The sequence below is a fragment of the Micromonospora sp. NPDC049359 genome, from assembly GCF_044466585.1.
GTDB lineage: Bacteria > Actinomycetota > Actinomycetes > Mycobacteriales > Micromonosporaceae > Micromonospora.
On sequence record NZ_JBITMW010000001.1, the window covers coordinates 807,160 to 824,268 of the forward strand.

Genomic DNA, 17,109 nt, shown 5'->3' on the forward strand with positions numbered 1-17,109 from the left:
GTGGCCCGCAGCGGCCTATCCTGGCGGCGTGACCACGCTGGACCGACTGTCGGCCGAGAAGTACATCCTGCTCACGACCTTCCGCAAGGACGGCCGGGCGGTGCCGACCCCGGTCTGGGCGGTCCGCGACGGCGACGCGTTGGCGGTGTGGACCCGCGCCGACTCGGGGAAGGTCAAGCGGATCCGCCACAACGGCGAGGTGACTGTTGCGCCGTGCGACGTGCGGGGCCGGCCGCACGGCGCGGAGGTGCCCGCCCACGCGAGCCTCTACGGTGGCCGCGACACGGGCCGGGTTCGCGACCTGCTCAAGCACAAGTACCGCCTGATCGGTCGGCTGAGCCTGCTGGGCAGCCGGTTCCGTCGCGGTGAGGGCGGCACGGTCGGCATCCGGGTGACGTTGACCGGCCCCGACACGGACTGACGCGCCACCGTCGGAGCTGAGCGGACATGAAGAGGGGCGGTGGATCGAAATCCACCGCCCCTTTCCGGAAACCTCTATCGGGTCAGTCGCCCTGCCGCTGCTGCGGGATCTGGCCCTGTAGCAGCGCCCTGACCTCCGACTCGCGGTATCGACGGTGGCCACCCAGGGTGCGGATGGCGCTGAGCTTGCCCGCCTTCGCCCACCGGGTCACCGTCTTCGGGTCGACACGGAACATCGACGCCACCTCGGCCGGTGTGAGCAGCGGCTCTGGTTCGTGCGTTCGCGATGCCATCGGTCACTCCTCCACATGTATAGACATCGGCCGGGGTCCCGCCGGCCGACGCGTCTCCCATGGTCCGGCTAGTCCCCGATGTCCGACATGGGCCGAACGGATGAAGGTCCCTAGACGGACGGATGAACCATGCCCGATTTTTACGACTTTTACACGGCAGAAAGTACCTTATTCGGACTCATGATCACGGTTCGTGATGCGTCAACTACGAGACACCCTCGCTTTGGGAGCGCCCCTAGGGGCGATTTGCCCTAGTTGCACCGCTCCAGGAGCTGCACCGCGCGCCAGCGGGCCACCAACTTGTCGTACGCGGCCGACGCCTCGTCCGCCTCCCCCCGCGACAGGCCCGCGAGGCCACCGGCGACCAGCTCCGGCGAGTCGTCGGCGGCGAGAGTCTCATCGGAGAGCAGGTCGACGAGGCCGCCGTAGTCCAGCTCCACCACCGAGCCCGGGTGGAACTCCTCGAGCCAGCGCGCCGCCTCCTGGACCGCCTCGGTGATCGGCGCCTCACCCACCGACTTACGCAGCACCGACAACGCCCGGGACGAACGACGACGAGCCTTGGAGATCTCCGTCCGGTAGCGCAGCGCCCGCCGGCCCGGCTGGGTGACGAGGTCCCGCTCGGTCGGGTCGAAGAGCACGAACCACCGCAGGGGTACGCCCCAGGTGGCGATCTGCTCGTGCACCCGGGGCACCCCGTGCTCCAGAACCCGGGCGCCGCTGCGCCAGTCGTCGACGACCGCTCGGGCCTGCCCGGCGAGCACCGGCGGCACGAAGGCGTCGGCAAGCACCGGGGGCACCCCGTCCCGGGCGTTGAGCGCCGCCTCAGCGACCCGGATGCGCAGGTTCCAGGGGCAGACCAGCAGGCTGTCGTCCGTCTCCAGGACGTACGCCTCCTCGGGCAGGTCGGGTAGGCGGGTCCAGCCCGCGCCCAGCGCCTCGATCACCGCCGTCCGCTGCCGGCCGGGTCCCTCGACCGGGGCGATCGCCCGTCCCTCCGAGACATAGCGACGCCAGTAACTCTGCCGGTCCCGGTCGAAGGCGGTCAGCGGCTCGTACACGCGCAGGTAAGAAGCGAAGAGCGACGGCACCGCGCGATCCTCCCATGAACCGCACCCCGGCGCGGCCAGCGGTGCGGACCGCGCGCCCCGCACCGTGGGACGGCGGCGGCACGTCGGGCGGTCGCACGGCGGCCGATACTAGGCTCGATCACACCGGCAGCATCCCCGCCGGGGTCCACCAGGTCCGCGTCCCACAAGGAACGCACACCATCGTAGGAGCCAGTCATGGGCGTATTCGCGAGCACCGACGACCCGGTATCGACCGGTCACGAACAGGTCGTCTTCTGCCAGGACAAGCAGAGCGGCCTCAAGGCGATCATCGGGATCTACTCCACCGCGCTGGGGCCCGCGCTCGGCGGCACCCGCTTCTACCCGTACGCCAGCGAGGACGACGCCCTCGCCGACGTGCTCGACCTGTCCCGTGGGATGGCGTACAAGAACGCGCTCGCCGGCCTGGACCTGGGCGGCGGCAAGGCCGTCATCTGGGGCGACCCGGAGCAGATCAAGAGCGAGGCGCTGCTGCGCGCGTACGGCCGCTTCGTGGAGTCGCTGGCGGGCCGCTACTACACCGCCTGCGACGTCGGCACCTACGTGCCCGACATGGACATCATCGCCCGCGAGACCCGCTACGTGACCGGCCGCAGCGTGGAGCACGGTGGCGCCGGCGACTCGTCGATCCTCACCGCCTGGGGCGTGTTCCAGGGGATGCGGGCGGCCGCCGAGCACGTCTGGGGCACGCCGAGCCTGAACGGTCGCCGGGTCGGCGTGGCGGGCCTGGGCAAGGTCGGTAAATACCTGACCGGGCACCTGCTGGACGACGGCGCCGAGGTGGTCGCCACGGACGTCAACCCGAAGGCCCTGGCCTGGGTACGGGCCAACCACCCGCAGGTCACCCTGGTGGACGACGCCAGCGCGCTGGTCGCCGCGGACATCGATGTGTACGCCCCCTGCGCGCTGGGCGGCGCGCTGAACGACGACACCGTTGCGGCGCTGCGCGCCAAGGTGGTGACCGGCGCGGCGAACAACCAGCTCGCGCACCCGGGGATCGAGAAGCTGCTGGCCGACCGCGGCATCCTCTACACGCCGGACTACGTGGTCAACGCCGGCGGCGTGATCCAGGTGGCCGACGAGATCGAGGGCTTCAACTTCGACCGGGCGAAGCTGCGGGCCACCCGGATCTACGACACCACCCGGGAGATCCTGCGCCTGGCGGACGACGAGGGCGTGCCGCCCGCGGTCGCCGCGGACCGGCTGGCCGAGCGGCGGATGGCCGAGGTCGGTCGGCTGCGCACGATCCACCTGCGTTGAGGCATCCCGGAGGCGGATCGACCGGGATCCGCCTCCGGGCCTCCTGTACCGGCCCGACTCGGTAGGCTGAGGCCCGGGTCAAGTTTGGCGTGTTTTGCCCGGTGTCACGGGTGCTCTCCGTTCCGCTCCTTACCAGGTACACTGGGTGACGGCCGGATCGCCGCGACGCGCAGAGCCGGCTGACGGTAACCCGAGGTGCCGAACGATGGCATCCCCATGTACCGTAAGAGCCACGAGAGATGCCTGACGTCATCGGGGCCCGCCTTCGGGCTGCCCCGCATTCTGTGCGAGGGGGTCGAGCCATGGGGCGCGGCCGTGCTAAGGCCAAGCAGACGAAGGTGGCCCGGGAGTTGAAGTACCACTCCCCGAACACCGACCTCACCGCCTTGCAGCGCGAACTGGCGGGTGCTGGTAAGTCTGAGCACCACTTCGACGACGACTCAAAAGAGTTCGTCGACGACGATGATGAGAATCACGCGGACGACGACCCCGATCCCTGGGTCCGTCCGACCCGCTGACCTCTCGACGTAGTTGAGCACGCGGTAACCCCCGCGTGCTCACGCATGTGTCCTTCGGGAGCGAGATCGGTGCCGATCATCAGGGGCCTGCCCTGGCCGGGGACTACCCCGTCTGGCCGACAGGCCCCTGATCACGGCCGCCCTAGCGCGGCCGGTTGTTCCAGTTGTAGAACGTCGGGATGTTCTCGAAGTGGTTCCACGCGCAGACCGCGCTGACGCCGTCTCCGCCCGCCACCTCGGCCCGTAGCCGCCGTGCGTCCGCGGCCTCCTGCAACAGCGCGACAAGCCCGGGGGCGGCCTCCCGCACGCGCTCGGTGACGTCGTCCGGGGCATCGTCCGCTTCGCATTCAGGCCGCCGGTGACTGGTGATCTCGGGCATGCTCCAACACTCCCTCCAATAGGCGGATCTTGCTGTTGCGGCAGTGCTCGGTCTCCGTACCGTCAAAACGCCCCAGCTCGAAGTAACGGTTGGCAGCGTGACCGCCACCACAGAAGCCGAAATACGGGCACGACACCCGACACGCTTCCACCCCCGTCAGGAACTCGCCGACCCACGAGGTCGACGCGGCACCGGCCAGGATCCGGGCCAGCGGAGTGGTCAGCACGTTCCCACTGCTGAAGTCGCCGTAGCGCGGGTCGGTGAAGCCGGCCAACTCCGGGGAGAGCACCGTCACCGAGCCGTCGTGCCCGATGGTGGGTATCGGATCCAGCCGGCGGGGCAGCACACCGTCCGCCGTGCCGTCGAGGACCGCCGCCGCGTACCGCAGCGACCACTCGACCTCGCGCAGGTGGATCCGGGGCGCCCGCCGCCAGGCCGCCACCAGTTCGGCCCAGAACGTGGTCACCGCCGCCGGGTCGTGGCTGTTGTCGCGGGTGTTGACCCCTTCGGTCTCCTCGATGTTGATGCCCAGCACGTCGCAGCCCAGATCGAGGAAGTAGTCGTACAGCTCCGCGGCGAGGCCCGGCGACGGCCGGGACACCACGGCCAGCGCCGAGAAGGGCAGGTCGTGCCGGCGCAGCGCGGCCACACCACGCAGGATCCGGTCGTACGCCGGCTGACCGCCACGGTTGACCCGGTCGCCGTTGCGCTCACGCGGCCCGTCCACGCTCACGCTGACCCGCATCTCGTGCCGGGCGAAGAACTCGCACCACTCGTCGTCGATCAACGTGGCGTTCGTCTGCACGTGGTGTTCGACCTCGGGCCCGAAGGGCGCGATCAGGGCGGCCAGGTGCTCCCGACCGGCCGCCAGCGGCTCGCCGCCGTGCCACACGACGGAGAAGCGCCCGGAGGCCGCCCACGGGTTGACCGCCGCCGCCACCGCCTCGGCCACCGGCACCGACATCCGCCGGTCGGCGGACCGGAACGGCAGGTAGCAGTACGCGCAGTCGAGGTTGCACAGCGTGGTGGGCTGCATGACGACGTACGACGGGACGGCGGCCAGCCCGCGCATCCCGCTGAACGTCGGTTCCCCAGCAGCCATCACCCTCCTCCGCCCAGCCCGAGCCTTTCAGGCTAGGCGGCGCCGGCCACTCGGGTGAAGCCCTGATCAGGTGCCCGTACGGTCACCGGAGCGTGATCAGCCGCGGGTGTGCTGACCCACCATCTGCACGTTGCCGGTGCCCTCGATGATCTCGCCCGCCTGCCAGGCCTCGACCCCACGACCGGTCAGCGTGGCCAGGGCGCGATCGGCGTCCTCGGCCGAGACAATTGCGAACATGCCGACGCCCATGTTGAACGTCGACTCCATGTCCTGGTCGTCGATCCGGCCCTTCGACTGGATGAGGTCGAAGATGGGCTGCGGCTTCCAGGTGGACCGGTTGACCACCGCGTCGACGTGCTCGGGAAGCACCCGCACCAGGTTGCCCGGGATGCCACCGCCGGTGATGTGCGACAGCGCCCGCACCTCGGCCTCCTCGATCAGCTTGAGGCAGTCCTTGGCGTAGATCTTGGTGGGGGTCAGCAGCTCCTCACCGAGGGTCCGCTGCCGGCCGAAGTCGTCGATCACGATGTCCAGTCGCATCCGGGCGGCGCCGAGCAGCACGTGCCGGACCAGCGAGTAGCCGTTGGAGTGCAGGCCGGAGGAGCGCATGGCGATGACGACGTCACCCACCTCGACGCGCTCCGGGCTGAGGATGTCGGCCTCCTCGACCACACCGACGCCGGTCGCGGAGATGTCGTACTCGTCCGGGCGCAGCACACCGGGGTGCTCGGCGGTCTCGCCGCCCAGCAGCGCGCAGCCCGCGTACCGGCAGCCGTCGGCGATGCCCGCGCCGATCTCGGCCACCTTGTCCGGAACGACCTCGCCGGTGGCGATGTAGTCGAGCAGGAACAGCGGCTCCGCGCCGCAGGCGACCAGGTCGTCGACGACCATCGCGACCAGGTCGATGCCGACCGTGTCGTGGATGTCCATCTGCTGGGCGATGACCAGCTTGGTGCCCACACCGTCGGTCGAGGACGCCAGGATGGGGTTCTTGTACTTCTTCGTGTCCAGGCGGAACAGGCCGGCGAAGCCGCCGAGGTCACCCAGCACCTCGGGGCGCCGGGTCTCGCGCACCTTCGACTTCAGCAGCTCGACCGCGCGGTCGCCCGCGTCGATGGAGACCCCGGCGTCGGCGTACGAGACGGAACGCTTGCCCCGCTGGCGGCCGGCACCGCCCGTCCACGGCTGGTGGTCGCTGCCAGCGCCGTTCGGGCTGCTTCCTGCGCCGCTGCGCTCGGACACGTGCGTCACGGTTCTCCCCTTTTGTGGTTCTCGGTGCCGCGCCGGCGGTGGCCGGGCCGCGCCGGTTGGTGCTACGGGCGGTTTGCGGTCACGCCACCCGGAGTGGCGACGAGCGAGCCGAAGCTCTCCGGGGCCTCCGACGTCGCGTTGGCGACCCGGCGGCCCATCCCTTCGAGCACATGCTTGCCGATCAGGTTGCCGGCCGGCAGCTCGATCGGGTACTCCCCATCGAAACACGCCCGACACAGCCGGGTCTTCGGCTGCTCGGTCGCGGCGATCAGGCCGGGAAGCGATACGTAACCCAGCGTGTCGGCGCCGATGGAACGCCGGATGCCGTCGTTGTCCAACCCGTTGGCCAGCAGCTCCGCCCGGGTGGCGAAGTCGATGCCGTAGAAACACGGCCAACTCACCGGCGGGGAGGAGATCCGGACGTGCACCTCGAGCGCCCCCGCCTCGCGCAACATCCGGACGATGGCCCGCTGCGTGTTGCCGCGCACGATCGAGTCGTCCACGACCACCAGCCGCTTGCCACGCACGTTCTGCCGCAGGGGGTTGAGCTTGAGTCGGATGCCGAGCTGACGCAGGGTCTGCGACGGCTGGATGAAGGTCCGCCCCACGTACGGGTTCTTCATGAGGCCCGCGCCGTAGGTGATACCGGACGCCTCCGCGTACCCGATCGCGGCCGGGGTGCCGGACTCGGGCACCGGGATGACCAGGTCGGCCTCGACCGGATGCTCCTTGGCCAACTGGCGGCCGATCTGCACCCGCGCCGCGTGCACGTTCCGCCCGGCGATGGTCGCGTCGGGGCGGGCGATGTAGACGTACTCGAAGAGGCAGCCCTTCGGCTCGGGCGCGGCGAAGCGGGTGGACCGCAGCCCCTCCTCGTCGATCGCGATCAGTTCGCCGGGCTCGATCTCGCGCACCACGCTCGCGCCGACGATGTCCAGCGCGGCGGTCTCGCTCGCGACCACCCAGCCACGCTCCAGCCGGCCGAGCACCAGCGGGCGTACGCCGTGCGGGTCGCGGGCCGCGTACAGCGTCGACTCGTCCATGAAGACGAAGCTGAACGCCCCACGTAGCTGCGGCAGCACCTCGAGCGCGGCGGCCTCGACCGACAGGTCGGGGCGGCTGGCCAGCAGCATGGTCACCAGCGAGGTGTCGTTGGTCGAGCCGTCCGCGACCAGGCCGCGCTCGGCGACCTCCTTCTCCAACTCGGCGGTGTTGACCAGGTTGCCGTTGTGGGCCAGCGCGATGGTCGTGCCGGAATCGGTCGACCGGATGGTCGGCTGGGCGTTCTCCCAGTTGGACGCGCCGGTCGTGGAGTATCGGGCGTGCCCGATCGCCAGGTGGCCGCGCAGGCTGGCCAGGGTGGGCTCGTCGAAGACCTGGGCCACCAGGCCGAGATCCTTGTAGACCACCACGCCCGAGCCGTCGCTGACCGCGATGCCCGCCGCCTCCTGGCCGCGGTGCTGCAGGGCGTAGAGGCCGAAGTAGGTCAGATTCGCGACCTCTTCGCCGGGGGCCCACACGCCGAAGACGCCGCAGGCATCCTGGGGGCCAGGTCGTTGGGGGTCAAGGTCGTGGCTCAGCCGGCCGTCGCCTCGGGGCACTACCGCTCCCTCATGCTGGTCTGGACCGGCCTGGCGGGGATCACGGGTCGGATCCACACTTCTCGGCCGGGACCACTCTCGTCGCCTGACAGTGTACGCGAGTCAGCGTCAATACAGATAGTCACGATTTCCCTGCCGAGAGTCACGATCACTCGGACATCGGCGCAGCTAGAGGGGCAGATAGGCCGAGATGTCCGCCCGAATGCCGCTCACCTGAACACGTCCATCGGTGACCGCGTCGGCCCACCCGAGCCGACCGGTGGCGAGCTCCAACCAGGTCTGCGGCGACATCTCGACCACGTTCGGCGGGTTTCCTCTGGTGTGTCGAGGACCGGGGACGCACTGGATCGCACCGTATGGTGGAACGCGCACCTCCACCGATCGGCCGGGGGCGCGCTCCGTGAGGACGGCCAACAAGGACCGGACCGCCTCCCGGAGTACCGGCCGTTCGGGCGTACGCCCCTCGTCAAGCGCCGACAGAGCCGCCACGACGGCGGCGGACTTACTGTGCGGAGAGGACACGACGGGACGATACGACCCACAGGTGGAGCACCTGACGTTGGCCCTGGGTCGCGCCGATCCAGTGAGACAAGGCATAGTGGCCGACGGCGTATTCGTACCGTGATGATCCCCGGCCCGGCGCCCCGCCGGTCGAGGGACGTCAGCCCGGAAGGCGGTGGACGTGTCAACACACCGACGTGCCTGGAAGCAGCGGGCCGGTGTGGTCGCAGCGCTGGTTGCCGGCGCTCTGCTCGCCGTCCCCGCCACACCAGCAATGGCCGCTCCCAAGGTCACAAACGTCTCAGCCTCCCCGGGCACCGTCCAAGCGGGCGGCGAGACGACAGTGAGCTACACGCTCAGCTTCGACGACCAACCAGTTCCCGCCGATGTAACTGTCAGTTCTGACAACCCCAAGCTTCAGTGCATCGATGGTTGCTCGCAGGGGAACGTGACCGAGGCCAAGACCTACACGGCCAAGTTCAAGGTGGCGGACGACGCTTCGAACGGGTCCGCTCGCGTCACCGTCAGGGCCAGCGCCGGCCTCGGAAACGGACAGGGTTCGACCACGGTCAACCTCACCGCGAAGGCCGCATCGCCGCCCCCGCCGCAGCAGAACCAGACGGTGAAGTCGGTCTCCGGCAAGGTGGTCAAGAAGGCCGACGGCGAGCCGGTGCCGAACGCGTTCGTCCTCCTCCAGGACACCGCCGGTCACCGCTACGACGCCGTCGCCGATGGCAGTGGCAACTTCAAGTTCACGGGCAGCAGTCAGAGCCCGATCACTCCCGGTCGGATCGACCTGGGTGCGTCCTCCGAAAACATCAAGGCGTTCAAGAGCTTCACCGCGAACGCCGGGCAGACCATCACCGGCCAGCGGATCACCTTGGAGATCAAGGTCGAGGTGACGCCGAGCGCCACCCCGTCGCCCACCGCCGACGCCACCCCCACCGACGAGGCGACCGAGGAGGGTGCCGAGGACCAACCCTCCGAGGAGGCCAGCCCGGGCGCCCCGGCGAACGCCAGCAAGGAGGACGACGGCGGCGGCTTCGGCTCGTACCTGATCATCCTGCTCGGCGGCCTGCTCGTCGCGGCCGGCGTCGGCACGATCGTCCTGCTGTGGATGAAGCGCCGCGAGAGCGGCGACGACGATGACGAGCCGGCGGCGGCCGGCGCTGCCGGTGCCGGCGGCGCGGTGCCGGCGGCCCGTGGGGCCTTCCGCGGGGCCGACGACCAGACCCGGGTGGTCAACCGCCCCGGTGGCGCGCCCGACCCGACCATGGTCGGCGGCGCGGCGCTGAGCGAGGCGCCGACCATGATGCACCGCCCGGTCGTCGACGACGTCCCGCCGGACCCGTACGGCGCGCCAGCGCAGCCCTACGGCGCGGCGGGCCAGCAGGGCTGGGGCGGGACCGGCTACGACGACGAGCCCGGCCAGGGCGGCTACGGCGGCTACGGCAACGCCCCCGCCTCGGGTGGCGGCTACGGCACCGGGGCAACGCCGGACGGCGGCTACGGCGGTGGCGCGGACGGCTACGGCGCCGCACCCGGCTCCGGCGCGGGCTACGGCGGCGCTACGGCCCCGGATGGTGGCTACGGCGGCGCGCCCTCCTCGGGTAGCGGCTACGGCAGCCGTGACTACACCGCGCCGGCCGGCGCGGGCGGCTACCCGCCGGCTCCCGCCGGTGGGGCGGCCGGCGGCTACGGCGAGCGCTTCGACGAGCCGACCGGCCGGTACACCGGCGACAGCACCCAGTACCCGGCGCCGGCCGACCCGTACGCCACCGGCGTGTACCAGCCGGAGCAGGGCCAGGGCTACGGCCAGCCCGACCCGACCGCCCCGTACGGCGGCGGTCGTGGGGCGGAGCCGACGGGCGGCTACGGCCAGCAGACCAACGCGTACGACCAGGGCGGCTACGGCCAGACCGGTGGCGGGTACGACCAGGGCGGCTACGGCCAGGAGCCCCCGCAGCAACGCGGCGGCTACGACGACCGGGGCTACGACCAGGGCGGCTACGGCCAGACTGGCGGCGGGTACGACCAGGGCGGCTACGGCCAGGAGCCCCCGCAGCAACGCGGCAGCTACGACGACCGGGGCTACGACCAGGGCGGCTACGGCCAGCAGCAGCAGGGTGGCCGGGCCCGTCCGGACAGTCCCCCGCCCACCGAGCGCGGCGGCCGCCGGCTCGACTGGCTGGACGACTAACACCAGCACTACCCACAGCGCACCGCGAACGGCCGCCCGGAAGACCGGGCGGCCGTTCGCCGTAACCCCCACCCACCCCCACCCGGTCCCACCTCGTCGATCACGAAGTTATTGCCCACGCGCACGGCGTGTCGGGGCAATAACTTCATGATCATCGCCGTGGGCGCCACCGGGGCGGGCGCCGCCGGGATGGGTGCCACCGGGGCGGGCGTCCGGGGACGGGAGCTGCGGGGGGCGGGTGCTGTGCGGGGTGGGTCAGGCGGCGGAGAAGACGCCCTGGCGGAGGACCGGCACGACCTCGGACACGCCGACCTGGACGGCGACGTCGACGTCGGCTTCGAAGCCGCCCTCGGTCAACTCCCGGCCGGAGACGCTGCCGCGTACCGCAGCGGGTACGTCCGGAGTGCTGGCCAGCGCGGCGAGCGCCATGGCCGCCTCCACGGAGAGACCGCCCGGCACCCCGGACAGAGCGTCCAGCACGCTCGCCGCACCGAGTTGGTCTTCGACGCAGGGGCGCAGCGACCCGTCCGGCCAGCGCTCCCCGGAGGCGATGACGCCGATCGGGGCGTCCGTCGTGCCGTACCCCTGGCGGCGCAGCCAACGCCCGACGGCGCGCGCGTTACGCAGGCACGCCGCGACCACCGGTAGCCCGGTGGCGCTGGCGGCGGCGCTGATGGCCGAGCCGTTCGGCGAGGGCAGCACCAGGTCCGCGACGGTCGGCGCGGCGCTCAGCGCGGCGGGTGAGAGTGACCACGGGTGGTCGGCTGTCACCCGGCGACGGCCGACCGCCGCCACCGCGCCGACCCGCAGCGCGTACTCGGCGGCCTGCTCACCCCACGGGAAGGGGTGCACCCGCGTACCCCGGGCGACCGCCACCTCCACGGCGGTGGTGAACGAGAGCACGTCCACCACCACCAGCGCCGCGCAGACCCGGCCGAGTTCGGCCGCCCCGGTCAGGCCCCAGTCGAACCTGGCGCCTGACCCGGGCTGGCCGTAGACGGCCGCCGTCAACGCCTCAGCGCTCGTCAGGCGACGGCTCGGTGGCACCGGAACCAGACTCGGACGGCTGCTGCGACCCGATCGGGTCGACAGCCCCGGTCTGTGGCGACGGGCCGGCCGAGGCGATCGGCTCGGAGAGCACCTCCGACGCGTCCACCGGCTCGGCCGGGGCGGCCGGCAGCGGCACGGCCTCGACCGCGCCCGCCACGCCGGCGGCCGGGGCGGGCACCTCGGCGACGGCGGGCTCGGTGACAGCCGACGGCACAGCCTCGACGGCGGCGGTGCCACCGAAGAGGCGCGGGAGCGTCTCGGTGTGCGCGGCGCGCAGCTCGTCCAGGCCGATCCGGAACTGCCCGTGCACCTCGAGCGCCCCGCCGGACGGGTCGGTGACACCGATCAGCTCGAACGGCACGCCCCGCTCGGCGCAGAGCGCCGCGAACGCCTTGTCGTGGCCACGCGGCACCGACACCAGCGCCCGCGTCGCGGACTCGCTGAACAGGTAGACGAAGGGCATCGAGCCCTCGGCGAACTGCTCCGGCACGGCGATCCGGGCGCCGACGCCACGCCGCAGGCAGGACTCGACCAGGCTCTGGGCGAGACCACCGTCGGACAGGTCGTGCGCCGAGCTGAGGTGGCCCACCCGGGCGGCCTCGGCCAGCAGGTCGGCCAGCGCCTTCTCGCGGAGCAGGTCGACCTGCGGCGGGATGCCGCCGAGGTGCTCGTGCGTCACCCAGGCCCACTCCGAGCCGGACAGCTCCACGTTCGTCTCACCGAGCAGGTAGAGCTGGTCGTGGTCGCCGCTGGGACGCGGGACGAAGCCCATCGGCACCCGGTCGGCCACGTTGTCCAGCACGCCCAGCACACCGACCACCGGGGTCGGGTGGATGGCCGCGGCGCCGGTCTGGTTGTAGAAGCTGACGTTGCCGCCGGTGACCGGGATGCCCAGCTCCAGGCAGCCGTCCGCCAGGCCGCGCACGGCCTCGGCGAACTGCCACATCACGCCCGGGTCCTCCGGCGAGCCGAAGTTGAGGCAGTTGGTGACGGCGATCGGCTTCGCGCCGGTCACCGCCACGTTCCGGTACGCCTCGGCGAGGGCCAGCTTGGTGCCCTGGTACGGGTCGAGCCGGGCGTACCGGCCGTTGCCGTCCACCGACAGCGCCACGCCGAGCCCGGTCTGCTCGTCGATCCGGATCACGCCGCCGTCCTCCGGCTGGGCGAGCACGGTGTTGCCCAGCACGTAACGGTCGTACTGCTCGGTGACCCAGGTCTTGTCGGCCAGGTTCGGCGACGCGATCATGCGCAGCACGGTCTCCCGCAGCGCGTCCGGGTCGGCCGGGCGGGGCAGCGTCTCGGCACGGTCTGCCTGGAGCAGGATCAGGTCGGCCGGTTCACGCATCGGACGGGCGTACACCGGGCCGTCGTCCACCAGCGAACCCGGCGGCACGTCGACGACCAGGTGGTCCCGCCAGGTGATCAGCAGGCGACCGGGGCGGCCGTCCGGCTCCGGGGCGGTGACCTCACCGATCGCGGTGCCGAGGACGCCCCACTTCTCGCAGGTCTTGAGCACCGCGTCGAGCTTGTCCGGCTCGACGACCAGCAGCATCCGCTCCTGGGACTCGCTGGCCAGGATCTCGTGCGGGTCCATCGAGGGCTCCCGCAGCGGCACCCGCTCCAGCCAGACCCGCATGCCGGTGCCGGCTGCGGCGGCGGTCTCGGTGAGCGCGCAGGTCAGGCCGGCACCACCGAGGTCCTGGATGCCGACGACCAGCTGGCCGTCGTACAGCTCCAGGCACGCCTCGATCAACAGCTTCTCGGTGAAGGGGTCGCCGACCTGCACGGCCGGGCGACGGGCCTCGCTGCCCTCGTCGAAGGTGGCGCTGGCCAGCACCGAGACGCCGCCGATGCCGTCCCGGCCGGTCTTCGCGCCCATCAGCACGACCACGTTGCCGGGGCCGGCGGCGGCCTTGTTCTGCAGCCGGTCGACCGGCAGCACGCCCAGGCAGAGCGCGTTGAGCAGCGGGTTGCCCTGGTAGGACGGGTCGAAGACCAGCTCGCCGCCGATGTTGGGCAGGCCGAGACAGTTGCCGTAGCCGCCGACACCGGCGACCACACCGGTGAGCACCCGGGCGGTGTCCGGGTGGTCCGCCGCGCCGAAGCGCAGCGGGTCCATGACCGCGATCGGGCGGGCGCCCATGGCGAGGATGTCCCGGACGATGCCGCCGACACCCGTCGCCGCGCCCTGGTACGGCTCGACGAAGCTCGGGTGGTTGTGCGACTCGACCTTGAAGGTCACCGCCAGCTTGTCGGAGACCTGCACGACACCGGCGTTCTCGCCGATACCGGCGAGCAGGCGGTCGCTCTGCGGGGCCTTCTCACCGAACTGACGCAGGTGCACCTTGCTCGACTTGTAGGAGCAGTGCTCGCTCCACATGATCGAGTACATGGCCAGCTCGGACTGGGTGGGCCGGCGGCCGAGGATCTGCCGGATCCGGTCGTACTCGTCGTCGCGCAGGCCCAGCTCGGTGTACGGCTGAAGCTCGCCCGGGGTGCCACCGGCACGGGGCACGGTGTCCACGCCGTCGGTCCAGTCGGCGCTCGCCGGCTGCGCGGGAGCGACCGCCGGGGCGGTGGGCTGCGCCGGCGGCTCGGTCGGCTGCGCCGGGGCGGAGTACGCCTCCGGAGTGTCCCGTACCGGGTCCGGATGGGTGGTCATGACCTCTCCTCGCTGCGCTCGTGCCCGCCAGAGCGGCGGTTGAGCTGACCGATGCTCACGCTGGGGTCCCCACCAGGTGCTTGAGGACCGAGGTGAAGAACCCGAGACCGTCCAGCGAGGGGCCGGTGAGCGCCTCCACCGCGTGCTCCGGGTGCGGCATGATGCCGACCACGTTGCCGGCGGCGTTGGTGATCGCGGCGATGTCGCGCTGCGACCCGTTCGGGTTACCGCCGACGTAGCGGGCGACGACCCGGCCCTCGGCTTCGAGCTGGTCCAGCGTCGCGGTGTCGGCGACGTAGCAGCCCTCGCCGTTCTTGACCGGAATCAGCACCTCCTGGCCGGCCTGGAACGCGTTGGTCCACGCGGTGCCGGCCGACTCGATGCGCAGCACCTGGTCCCGGTTGCGGAAGTGCAGGTGCTGGTTGCGGGTGAGCGCGCCCGGCAGCAGGTGCGCCTCGCAGAGGATCTGGAAGCCGTTGCAGATGCCGAGCACCGGCAGACCGCCCTGGGCGGCGTCGACGATCGTCTCCATCACCGGGGCGAACCGGGCGATGGCCCCGCAGCGCAGGTAGTCGCCGTAGGAGAACCCGCCGGGCAGGACGACGGCGTCCACCCCGTGCAGGTTCTCGTCGCCGTGCCAGAGCCGGACCGGCTCGGCGCCGGCGATCCGGACGGCGCGGGCCGCGTCCCCGTCATCGAGCGAGCCGGGGAACGTGACCACACCGACCCGGGCGGTCACGAGCGGGCGTCCGCGGTCTCGTCGGTCTCGACCAGGCGGACGGTGAAGTCCTCGATGACCGGGTTGGCGAGCAGCTTGTCGGCGATTTCCCGGGCCCGGTCCAGGTCCGGTTCACCGGTGAAGTCGATCTCGATCCGCCTGCCGATCCGGACTGAGGCGACGTCGCTGACGCCGAGCCGGGGCAGCGCGTTTGCGACGGCCTGGCCCTGCGGATCGAGGATCTCGGGCTTGAGCATGACGTCGACGACGACGCGAGGCACTGGGCACTCCTGACTGTGTACGCAGTTGGGTGCCTACCCACAACGGGCGAGCGCAGCCAGCGTACCTGGCAGATTCCGTCGCGGACGCACCGGCCGGGCGCAGTTCAGGCAGTGATCCACATAACCGGCGGCGAGCGCGCGCGGCAACCCGGCACAGGCCGCCTCAGCAGGGCATATACGGCGCAGCGGGTAGCCGAATCGTTACATTGACTGAACTCGATCAGCTTCTTGAAAACGATGTCCGCCAGCCCTACAGTACATCGACATGGCTCGATGCCAGCGGCGATGGGGACCTCCCGTCGTCGCCCCCGGGCACCCGGCGACCCCGGGCCCCACCCGCCCCAAGGAGTCCACCGATGCGCGTTCGTCCCCTGCTCGCCCTGATCAGCACGGCGCTGGTCGGCGCCCTCGCCGCCGCGTCCGGCGCGTCCGCTGCCCCGGCCGGCCCCCAGCCCATCATCGGCGGCGGCACCGTCTCGTCCGCCCCCTGGGCCGCCGCCGTGCTGAGCAACGGCTCGTTCACCTGCTCGGGCAGCGTGATCGCCGCGCAGTGGGTGCTCACCGCCCGGCACTGCATCAGCGGCACGATGTCCGTCCGGGTCGGCAGCGTCTACCGCGCCTCCGGTGGGGTCACCCGCACCGTCAGCGCCACCTACACCCGTAACGACCTGGCCCTCATGCGCCTGTCCAGCACCGTCAGCACCTCGACGGTCTCCCTGGCGAGCAGCAACCCGCCGGTCGGCTCGACCAACTCGATCTACGGGTGGGGCATGACCTGCTACAGCGGCTGCTCCGCGTCCAGCCAGCTCAAGACCGCCACCGTCCAGGTGACCAGCACCAACGTCACCGACGCGTACGGCGGCCAGGCCATCCGCAGCACCCGGATCAACGGCAACGCCTGGCGGGGCGACTCGGGCGGCCCGCAGTTCTACAACGGCCAGCAGGTCGGCGTGGCCTCCACGGCCGACGGCTACAACATCCAGAACTACGGCAGCGTCGCGTACAACCGGGCCTGGATCACCTCGGTGGCCGGTGTCTGACGGTTAGCGCCCGTGCGGCGCGGATGGTCGGCCCCGCGCCGGCCGTCCGCGCCGCGCCGTTTTGCAGCATCCGATCAGGTGAACACGGCACCCGATCGGGTCGCGCAACTCCTGACAGCATCGGAAACGTGCTGGTCGTGACGACAGAGCAACTGCCCGGCTACGAGATCCGCCAGATTCTCGGTGAGGTGGTGTCATCGATGGCCAGGACGCGCAACCCGTACCGCGAGGGGGTCAAGAACCTGCGCGGTGGCGCGTACGACCCGATGGCGCCCGACAACCTGACCCGGTGGCGCACCGACTCGGTGACCCGCCTCGGCGAGGAGGCCCTGCGGCTCGGCGCGAACGCCGTGATCGGTATGCGCTTCGACAGCCGGGATTGCGGCGAGATGTGGATGGAGATCTGCGCGTACGGCACGGCGGTCGTCGCCGTACCGACGATGCCCGCGGTCATGCCGCCCGACCAGCCGGCGGTGGCAGCGGACACCGCCACCGACCCCGCCTTCGCCGAGTCCCTGGGCGGCATCGCCGAACCAGCAAGCGCCCCCACCCTGCGAACAGCCGCCGAAACCCCCACCGGCGACTGACCGCCCAAACCCCACCCCTCCCCCTCCCCTCCACCTCCCCTCCACCTCGGGTGATCAAGAGGTTTGCGTCACCAGGGAGATCAAAGTTGACGCGAACCTCTTGATCACCGGGCCAGAAGGGGGCGCGGGGCGCAAGA

The 17,109-nt window shown here is 71.4% G+C and carries 17 protein-coding genes; 6 read left to right on the top strand and 11 right to left on the bottom strand.

Annotated features, from left to right (window positions below; translation table 11 throughout):
- Positions 1 to 28: 28 nt before the first annotated feature.
- Positions 29 to 421, top strand: coding sequence for a PPOX class F420-dependent oxidoreductase (locus ACIBTX_RS03775; protein ID WP_357132120.1), 393 nt, complete (start codon positions 29 to 31; stop codon positions 419 to 421).
- Positions 422 to 503: 82 nt separating this feature from the next.
- Here the strand turns inward: ACIBTX_RS03775 and ACIBTX_RS03780 are convergent, their stop codons facing one another.
- Together ACIBTX_RS03780 and ACIBTX_RS03785 are read right to left on the bottom strand one after the other, a co-directional pair.
- Positions 504 to 713 (bottom strand): BldC family transcriptional regulator, encoded by a 210-nt coding sequence (locus tag ACIBTX_RS03780; protein ID WP_007073996.1) that lies wholly within the window; start codon positions 711 to 713, stop codon positions 504 to 506.
- A gap of 251 nt (positions 714 to 964) precedes the next feature.
- Complete coding sequence (locus ACIBTX_RS03785; RefSeq protein WP_357132123.1) at positions 965 to 1,804, bottom strand: hypothetical protein; 840 nt, start codon at positions 1,802 to 1,804, stop codon at positions 965 to 967.
- Positions 1,805 to 1,999: 195 nt separating this feature from the next.
- On the opposite strand from ACIBTX_RS03785, the gene ACIBTX_RS03790 reads away from it, so the two are divergent.
- Positions 2,000 to 3,082 carry a Glu/Leu/Phe/Val dehydrogenase gene (locus ACIBTX_RS03790; RefSeq protein ID WP_357132126.1) on the top strand — a complete coding sequence of 361 codons (1,083 nt, stop codon included), beginning with the start codon at positions 2,000 to 2,002 and terminating at the stop codon, positions 3,080 to 3,082.
- Between the two features lie 302 nt (positions 3,083 to 3,384).
- Positions 3,385 to 3,600, top strand: coding sequence for a DUF3073 domain-containing protein (locus tag ACIBTX_RS03795; RefSeq protein WP_007454329.1), 216 nt, complete (start codon positions 3,385 to 3,387; stop codon positions 3,598 to 3,600).
- Positions 3,601 to 3,742: 142 nt separating this feature from the next.
- Here ACIBTX_RS03795 and amcA read toward each other — a convergent pair whose 3' ends face one another.
- The 5 genes from amcA to ACIBTX_RS03820 form a co-directional block, all read right to left on the bottom strand.
- Positions 3,743 to 3,979: a multiple cyclophane-containing RiPP AmcA gene (amcA, locus tag ACIBTX_RS03800; RefSeq protein WP_396832012.1), complete on the bottom strand. Its 237-nt coding sequence runs from the start codon at positions 3,977 to 3,979 to the stop codon at positions 3,743 to 3,745.
- The gene (amcB, locus tag ACIBTX_RS03805; RefSeq protein WP_357132264.1) at positions 3,948 to 5,051 is read right to left on the bottom strand and encodes a cyclophane-forming radical SAM peptide maturase AmcB; all 1,104 of its coding nucleotides are present in this window, start codon (positions 5,049 to 5,051) and stop codon (positions 3,948 to 3,950) included. Before amcB ends, amcA begins: the two co-directional genes overlap by 32 nt.
- A gap of 126 nt (positions 5,052 to 5,177) precedes the next feature.
- Complete coding sequence (gene purM / locus ACIBTX_RS03810) at positions 5,178 to 6,332, bottom strand: phosphoribosylformylglycinamidine cyclo-ligase (protein WP_355048408.1); 1,155 nt, start codon at positions 6,330 to 6,332, stop codon at positions 5,178 to 5,180.
- 62 nt (positions 6,333 to 6,394) lie between these two features.
- A complete protein-coding gene (gene purF / locus ACIBTX_RS03815) occupies positions 6,395 to 7,933 on the bottom strand; it encodes an amidophosphoribosyltransferase (RefSeq protein ID WP_396832013.1) in 1,539 nt (512 codons plus the stop codon).
- 168 nt (positions 7,934 to 8,101) lie between these two features.
- Complete coding sequence (locus tag ACIBTX_RS03820) at positions 8,102 to 8,455, bottom strand: sterol carrier family protein (protein ID WP_357132134.1); 354 nt, start codon at positions 8,453 to 8,455, stop codon at positions 8,102 to 8,104.
- A gap of 427 nt (positions 8,456 to 8,882) precedes the next feature.
- Here ACIBTX_RS03820 and ACIBTX_RS03825 point away from each other — a divergent pair, with 427 nt between their 5' ends.
- Positions 8,883 to 10,634, top strand: a complete 1,752-nt coding sequence (locus tag ACIBTX_RS03825) for a carboxypeptidase-like regulatory domain-containing protein (protein WP_357171664.1) — start codon at positions 8,883 to 8,885, stop codon at positions 10,632 to 10,634.
- 255 nt (positions 10,635 to 10,889) lie between these two features.
- Here the strand turns inward: ACIBTX_RS03825 and ACIBTX_RS03830 are convergent, their stop codons facing one another.
- From ACIBTX_RS03830 to purS, 4 genes are read right to left on the bottom strand one after another with little or no spacing between them, the layout of a single operon-like run.
- Entirely contained in the window at positions 10,890 to 11,645 is a 756-nt protein-coding gene (locus ACIBTX_RS03830) for a 2-phosphosulfolactate phosphatase (RefSeq protein WP_357132267.1), read from the bottom strand.
- A gap of 4 nt (positions 11,646 to 11,649) precedes the next feature.
- On the bottom strand, positions 11,650 to 14,346 hold the full coding sequence (gene purL / locus ACIBTX_RS03835; protein ID WP_357132140.1) for a phosphoribosylformylglycinamidine synthase subunit PurL: 2,697 nt from the start codon (positions 14,344 to 14,346) through the stop codon (positions 11,650 to 11,652).
- 55 nt (positions 14,347 to 14,401) lie between these two features.
- Positions 14,402 to 15,085 carry a phosphoribosylformylglycinamidine synthase subunit PurQ gene (gene purQ, locus ACIBTX_RS03840; RefSeq protein ID WP_355048413.1) on the bottom strand — a complete coding sequence of 228 codons (684 nt, stop codon included), beginning with the start codon at positions 15,083 to 15,085 and terminating at the stop codon, positions 14,402 to 14,404.
- Positions 15,082 to 15,345, bottom strand: coding sequence for a phosphoribosylformylglycinamidine synthase subunit PurS (gene purS / locus ACIBTX_RS03845; protein ID WP_007454310.1), 264 nt, complete (start codon positions 15,343 to 15,345; stop codon positions 15,082 to 15,084). Before purS ends, purQ begins: the two co-directional genes overlap by 4 nt.
- Before the next feature lie 356 nt (positions 15,346 to 15,701).
- On the opposite strand from purS, the gene ACIBTX_RS03850 reads away from it, so the two are divergent.
- Together ACIBTX_RS03850 and ACIBTX_RS03855 are read left to right on the top strand one after the other, a co-directional pair.
- The gene (locus tag ACIBTX_RS03850) at positions 15,702 to 16,385 is read left to right on the top strand and encodes a trypsin-like serine protease (RefSeq protein WP_355245595.1); all 684 of its coding nucleotides are present in this window, start codon (positions 15,702 to 15,704) and stop codon (positions 16,383 to 16,385) included.
- A gap of 23 nt (positions 16,386 to 16,408) precedes the next feature.
- Complete coding sequence (locus ACIBTX_RS03855; protein ID WP_357132148.1) at positions 16,409 to 16,972, top strand: YbjQ family protein; 564 nt, start codon at positions 16,409 to 16,411, stop codon at positions 16,970 to 16,972.
- Positions 16,973 to 17,109 lie beyond the last annotated feature (137 nt).